Below are 6247 nucleotides of genomic sequence, written 5' to 3' on the forward strand. Positions count from 1 at the left end.
CTCCGATTAGCGACGGCCACCAGCGCCACGGGGCGCAGGACCATCCTGGAGTTCTTGTGCTTTACGGTCACGCGCCTGAGGGTCGTGCTCCATGATTTCACCTTTAAAGATCCAAGTCTTGATCCCGATGATACCATAGGCAGTCGTTGCCTCGACGTGTGCGTAATCGATGTCGGCCCGCAGGGTGTGGAGAGGCACGCGGCCCTCACGATACCACTCGGTCCGCGCGATCTCGGCACCGCCAAGGCGGCCCGCGACGTTCACGCGGATGCCCAGGGCACCCATACGCATGGCGTTCTGCACGGCACGCTTCATGGCGCGGCGGAAAGACACCCGGCGCTCCAGCTGTTGTGCAATGCTTTCACCAACCAAGGCCGCGTCCAGCTCGGGCTTGCGGACCTCAACGATGTTGAGGTGCAGTTCCGAGTCCGTCAGGTTCGCCAGCTTCTTGCGCAGACCTTCGATGTCTGCACCTTTCTTGCCGATGATGACGCCAGGACGGGCCGTATGGATCGTCACGCGGCACTTCTTGTGCGGACGCTCGATGATCACACGGGCCACGCCGGCCTGATGACACTCTTTCTTGATGAACTCACGGATTTTCAGGTCTTCCAGCAGAAGATCACCGTAATCCTTGGTGTCGGCATACCAGCGGCTGTCCCAGGTGCGGTTCACCTGCAGGCGCATGCCAATCGGATTGACTTTGTTACCCATCAGGCTTGCTCCTCAACTTGACGCACTTTGATCGTGATTTCCGCGAAGGGCTTCATGATCTTGCCGAACCGACCACGGGCCCGCGGGCGGCCGCGTTTCAGGGTCAGGTTCTTGCCAACCCAGGCTTCGGCAACGATCAGCTCGTCCACATCCAGGTTGTGATTGTTTTCCGCGTTGGCGATGGCCGACTGCAGACACTTTTTCACGTCCTGCGCGATGCGCTTCTTGCTGAAGGTCAGGTCCGTCAGGGCCTTGTCCACCTTCTTGCCACGGATCATGGCGGCAACAAGGTTCAGCTTCTGAGGGGACGTGCGCAGCATACGGGTCTTGGCCATAGCTTCATTGTCCGCCACGCGGCGTGGATTCTTATCCTTGCTCATTTGCGTTTCGCCTTCTTGTCAGCGGCGTGACCGTAATAGGTCCGCGTGGGCGAATATTCACCGAACTTCTGGCCGATCATCTCTTCGGACACGTTGACCGGGATATGCTTGTGACCGTTGTACACACCAAAGGTCAGACCCACGAACTGGGGCAGAATGGTGGACCGACGGGACCAGATCTTGATGACTTCGTTGCGACCGCTTTCGCGCGACGCTTCCGCTTTCTTCAGCACATAGCTGTCGACAAACGGGCCTTTCCAAACAGAGCGAGACATTTAGCGCCCTTTCTTCTTGGCGTGACGCGAGCGGATGATCAGCTTTTGCGACGCTTTGTTCTTGTTGCGGGTCCGGGCGCCTTTTGTGGGCTTGCCCCATGGGGAAACCGGGTGACGACCACCGGATGTCCGACCTTCACCACCACCGTGGGGGTGGTCGATCGGGTTCATGACAACACCACGAACACTTGGGCGGATGCCCTTGTGACGCATGCGGCCGGCTTTACCGTAGTTCTGGTTCGAGTTGTCGGGGTTGGACACGGCACCAACTGTGGCCATGCATTCCTGACGGACCAGGCGCAGTTCGCCCGAAGACAGGCGGATCTGGGCATAGCCACCATCGCGGCCCACGAACTGGGCGTATGTGCCAGCGGCACGCGCGATCTGACCACCCTTGCCGGGCTTCAACTCGATGTTGTGGATGATGGTCCCGATGGGCATGCCGCTAAAGGGCATGGCGTTGCCGGGCTTGATGTCGGCCTTTTGGCTGGCGATGATGGTGTCACCGATGGCCAGACGCTGGGGGGCCAGGACATAGGCCTGCTCGCCATCTTCGTACTTGACGAGGGCGATGAACGCGGTCCGGTTGGGGTCATATTCGATGCGTTCGACGGTTGCCGCCACATCCATTTTGTTCCGCTTGAAATCGACGATCCGATAGAGGCGTTTCGCGCCCCCGCCTGTGCGGCGCATCGTGATCCGTCCGGTATTGTTCCGTCCGCCAGACTTGGTCAAACCCTGTGTAAGGGATTTGACCGGGCGGCCTTTCCAAAGCTCCGAACGGTCGATCAGTACCAGCCCACGCTGGCCCGGCGTCGTCGGCTTATACGACTTGAGTGCCATGATTGCTGTCTTCCGTTTTGCTATATGTGGCAGGTTGCCCTGCCGAGGTTATAGGCCCCCGTAGGTGCCCGAAGTTGAATGCTCAAACGAGCAAAGACAAAGCCCCGGACGAATCCGGGGCACTGCCGATGAACGACGCGGTATCAAGTGAATGAGCAATTGTCTACGTGTTCGGAGCGTTTGCTGCCGCTTTTTTTGCGATCGCTTAAGACTTGTCTCTAAAAACATGTAACAGGCGATCGAGTCGTAGAACGACAGGTGTGAGAACACGGCCTGCTACCATGAGCGTCGCCATAGTAATAACTCCGTACATCGTTGATGCAACCCAGGTGTTAGCTGGATTGCCAATTTGCCAAATAGAATAGAAACCGACGACACATACGAAAAAACACAAGACCCAAGCTAAGCTTACTGGCACCACGGGCATCCGTTCATGCTCATCAATAGGGTTTTGCCGAGGTATTGATGTTTCTTGCGCCTGCGAAGAGCCTAGCGTCAGCAAAGGATCAGGCTGCGGTTGGATGTCCAACGTAGATGAAAAATCCTTAAAGGGCTTGCTTTGGTCGATAGAGAAAATCATCTTATTTGGCCCTCCAACGGCAAGGTCGCTAATCCAAACGATTACAAAACTGGATATCTCCGTTCCTTGTTCTCTTTCCAAGCGCCCACGATGAAGCCATCGTCTTTATCTGAGCAAGAGTCAGCTAAGATACCAAGGCCAAACCTCATCACCGCCGCTTTGGACATTCCTGATCGTTTCATAAGCGCTTCAAGAACGCCGACTTGTGTCCGGGTAAGATCAACGGAAACCCGGGTTATTTTCTCCGGTGCGGGCGGAAGTGTTTCGGTGGCTGTCGTAATTTCAAGTTTTGGCTCGTGATTCCGTGACATGTCTCTCTCCAGCTTTTCAGATATGATCAGCCTAGCGGAAAACTGAATTCTGTGCAATAATTACTTATTTTTTGATGACATCTTGATTTTTGTGTTTCATCTGTGGCAAGATATCCTCCTATGAGGTAACGCAATGAGCCAAATAATAATTAATTTGTCCGGAAGCGCGCAGATTTGGTATGATGATCAAGCATGCTGTAGATGCAAAAAACGTTTCGAAGATGACTTAGAAAGAGCGGTTCGTCTAGCAATCGACTTGCTAAATATGGCTGAACAGTCTCCGATTCGCGCTCTCAAGACAGCTTATTCTCGCGGACTTTTGGGGCCGAAGAAGCGTCTCTACTTGCCAATCGCTGAGTTCTCAATGGGCACGATTCGAAACTCAAATGGCTCGACAGAGTCACTAGTATTGACAGAAATACACACCAAACCAAATTGTACTTGTATGACTATTCATTGACTCAGCGGTTCAATCAAAAAACCCGACCGCTCTCGCAGCCGGGGTTCTCAATCTCTCCGTAGGGCGGGGTTCACCCCGCCATCCGATCAAAGACCGGTCGATACGTCGATCGTGTTGCCTTCTTCAAGCGTCACATACGCCTTTTTGACGTCCTTACGCTTGCCCAACTGACCACGGAAGCGCTTGACCTTGCCCTTCGTGATCGTCGTGTTCACAGCCTTCACCTTCACACCAAACAGCGCCTCGACGGCCTCTTTGATCATCGGTTTGTTGCTGTCCATCGCCACTTCGAACACAACCGCGCCGTTCTCGGACGTCATGGTCGCTTTCTCGGTGATGATCGGCTTGCGGATCACGTCGTAATGTTCTGCCTTGGCACTCATTTCAGTCGAGCCTCCAGTGCTTCGATACCCGCCTTCGTGATCACCAGAGTGTCACGCTTGAGGATATCGTATACGTTTGCGCCCATCGACGGCAGGATGTCCAAACCTTCGATGTTGCGGGCTGCCTTGAGGAAGTCCTCGTTGACCGACGCCCCGTCGATGACCAGCGCACGTTTCCAGCCCAGGTCCTTGACCTGCTTGGCCAAAGCACCGGTTTTCCCGGATGTGGAGGCATCTTCGATGACGACCAGCTCACCTGCCGCCATTTTGGCGGACAGAGCGTGCTTGAGGCCCAGTTTGCGGAACTTCTTGGTCAGGTCGTGGCCGTGCGAACGAACAACAGGACCCTTATAGATACCACCACCGCGGAAGATCGGAGCAGAGCGCGCGCCGTGGCGTGCGCCGCCGGTGCCCTTCTGGCGATAGATCTTCTTGGTCGAGTAGTTCACCTCGGACCGTGTCTTGACTTTGTGCGTACCGGCCTGCGCGTTGTTGCGCTGCCAGCGGACGACGCGGTGCAGGATGTCGGCGCGGGGCTCCAGACCGAACAGGTCTGCGTCCAGCTCAACCGAACCGGCTTTGCCGCCGTCGAGTTTGATCACATCAAGTTTCATGCTTCACCACCTTCCGCGGGTGCTTCTTCCGCAGGCGCTTCGACAACTGCCGATTTGAGGGCCGCCGGGAATGGCACACCATCGGGCAGTTTCTTCTTCACGGCGTCTTTGACAGTGACCCAGCCGCCTTTGGAGCCGGGAACAGCGCCCTTGATCATGATCAGGCCGCGATCCGCGTCCGTTTTCACAACTTCCAGGTTCTGCGTTGTCACGCGGGCTGCACCCATGTGACCTGCCATTTTCTTGCCTTTAAAGACTTTACCGGGGTCCTGACACTGGCCGGTCGAACCGTGCGAACGGTGCGAAATCGACACACCGTGCGAGGCCCGCAGACCGCCAAAGTTGTGGCGTTTCATGGCACCGGCAAAGCCTTTACCAATCGAGGTGCCGCTGACGTCCACTTTCTGGCCAGCCAGGAAGTGTTCGGCAGAAATTTCCTCACCCACACCGATCAGGTTGTCCTCTGTGACGCGGAACTCGACCAGCTTGCGCTTGGGCTCAACCTTTTGGGCCGCGAAATGGCCGCGCATGGCTTGGCTCACGCGTTTCACTTTGGCTGTGCCTGCACCAAGGGTCACGGCGGTATAGCCGTCCTTGTCAGAGGTCCGGTTGCCGACAACCTGCAAGCCGTCCAGCTGAAGAACGGTCACAGGGATCTGCTTGCCGTCTTCCATGAACAGCCGGGTCATGCCGACTTTCTTTGCGAGAATTCCAGAGCGCATAATCAATACCCTCCTTTACGATTGCAGCTTGATCTCGACGTCCACACCAGCGGCGAGGTCGAGCTTCATCAGCGCGTCCACAGTCTGGGGGGTCGGATCAACGATGTCGAGCAGACGCTTGTGCGTGCGGATCTCGAACTGGTCACGGGATTTCTTGTCAACGTGGGGACCACGCAGAACAGTGAACTTTTCGATCTTGTTGGGCAGCGGGATGGGGCCGCGGACCGAAGCACCTGTCCGCTTGGCGGTGTTGACGATCTCTTGTGTGGACGCGTCCAGCACACGATAGTCAAACGCCTTCAGACGAATGCGAATGTTTTGGCTTTGCATTGCCATGTTATCGTTCCCTTACTCGGGTCTCTTAACGGAGAGGAGGAGCGTCGCTCATCGGCGCCCCTCATCGCGTCTGTTTTTTTCTTTCTGCGCGCCGATTGCCACCGCGCAGAAATTTGAAATTTCGGCAGGCCGCAAACTTTCAAAAGTTTGCGCCCCGCGCGACCGACTTACTCGGTGATTTTCGACACGACGCCGGCGCCGACGGTGCGGCCGCCTTCGCGGATCGCAAAGCGCAGGCCCTGTTCCATCGCGATCGGCGCGATCAGCTCAACGCCGAACGACACGTTGTCGCCGGGCATGACCATCTCGGTGCCTTCGGCCAGCTGAACCGTGCCCGTCACGTCCGTTGTCCGGAAGTAGAACTGGGGACGGTAGTTGGCGAAGAATGGCGTGTGACGGCCACCCTCATCCTTGGTCAGGATGTAGGCTTCGGCTTCGAACTTGGTGTGGGGCTTGACCGAACCGGGCTTGCACAGAACCTGGCCACGCTCAACCGCCTCACGGTCGATACCGCGCAGCAGGGCGCCGATGTTGTCGCCCGCTTCACCGCGATCCAGCAGCTTGCGGAACATTTCAACGCCTGTGCAGGTCGTTTTCTGGGTGTCCTTGATGCCGACAATCTCGATCTC

10 protein-coding genes are annotated in these 6247 nt (G+C 56.6%); all 10 read right to left on the reverse strand.

Annotated features, from left to right (window positions below; genetic code table 11):
• Positions 1–6 precede the first annotated feature (6 nt).
• Entirely contained in the window at positions 7–714 is a 708-nt protein-coding gene (rpsC, locus tag Q1A44_RS18000; RefSeq protein ID WP_223428952.1) for a 30S ribosomal protein S3, read from the reverse strand.
• Positions 714–1094, reverse strand: coding sequence for a 50S ribosomal protein L22 (gene rplV, locus Q1A44_RS18005; RefSeq protein WP_299628060.1), 381 nt, complete (start codon positions 1092–1094; stop codon positions 714–716). The genes rpsC and rplV overlap by 1 nt, the downstream gene beginning before the upstream one ends.
• Complete coding sequence (rpsS, locus tag Q1A44_RS18010) at positions 1091–1369, reverse strand: 30S ribosomal protein S19 (protein WP_025059469.1); 279 nt, start codon at positions 1367–1369, stop codon at positions 1091–1093. The genes rplV and rpsS overlap by 4 nt, the downstream gene beginning before the upstream one ends.
• Complete coding sequence (gene rplB, locus Q1A44_RS18015; protein WP_299628062.1) at positions 1370–2212, reverse strand: 50S ribosomal protein L2; 843 nt, start codon at positions 2210–2212, stop codon at positions 1370–1372. It lies immediately after the preceding gene.
• Positions 2213–2417: 205 nt separating this feature from the next.
• The gene (locus Q1A44_RS18020) at positions 2418–2873 is read right to left on the reverse strand and encodes a hypothetical protein (RefSeq protein ID WP_299628064.1); all 456 of its coding nucleotides are present in this window, start codon (positions 2871–2873) and stop codon (positions 2418–2420) included.
• A 776-nt stretch (positions 2874–3649) separates the two neighbouring features.
• Complete coding sequence (locus tag Q1A44_RS18025) at positions 3650–3946, reverse strand: 50S ribosomal protein L23 (RefSeq protein WP_299142461.1); 297 nt, start codon at positions 3944–3946, stop codon at positions 3650–3652.
• Complete coding sequence (rplD, locus tag Q1A44_RS18030) at positions 3943–4560, reverse strand: 50S ribosomal protein L4 (protein ID WP_299628066.1); 618 nt, start codon at positions 4558–4560, stop codon at positions 3943–3945. The genes Q1A44_RS18025 and rplD overlap by 4 nt, the downstream gene beginning before the upstream one ends.
• On the reverse strand, positions 4557–5282 hold the full coding sequence (rplC, locus tag Q1A44_RS18035; RefSeq protein WP_299628068.1) for a 50S ribosomal protein L3: 726 nt from the start codon (positions 5280–5282) through the stop codon (positions 4557–4559). The genes rplD and rplC overlap by 4 nt, the downstream gene beginning before the upstream one ends.
• 15 nt (positions 5283–5297) lie before the next feature.
• On the reverse strand, positions 5298–5612 hold the full coding sequence (gene rpsJ / locus Q1A44_RS18040) for a 30S ribosomal protein S10 (RefSeq protein ID WP_108838874.1): 315 nt from the start codon (positions 5610–5612) through the stop codon (positions 5298–5300).
• A 173-nt stretch (positions 5613–5785) separates the two neighbouring features.
• Positions 5786–6247 (reverse strand): EF-Tu/IF-2/RF-3 family GTPase (locus Q1A44_RS18045; protein ID WP_299628070.1); only part of this gene is annotated, 462 nt, incomplete at its 5' end.

This window comes from uncultured Tateyamaria sp. (assembly GCF_947503705.1).
Taxonomy (GTDB): domain Bacteria; phylum Pseudomonadota; class Alphaproteobacteria; order Rhodobacterales; family Rhodobacteraceae; genus Tateyamaria.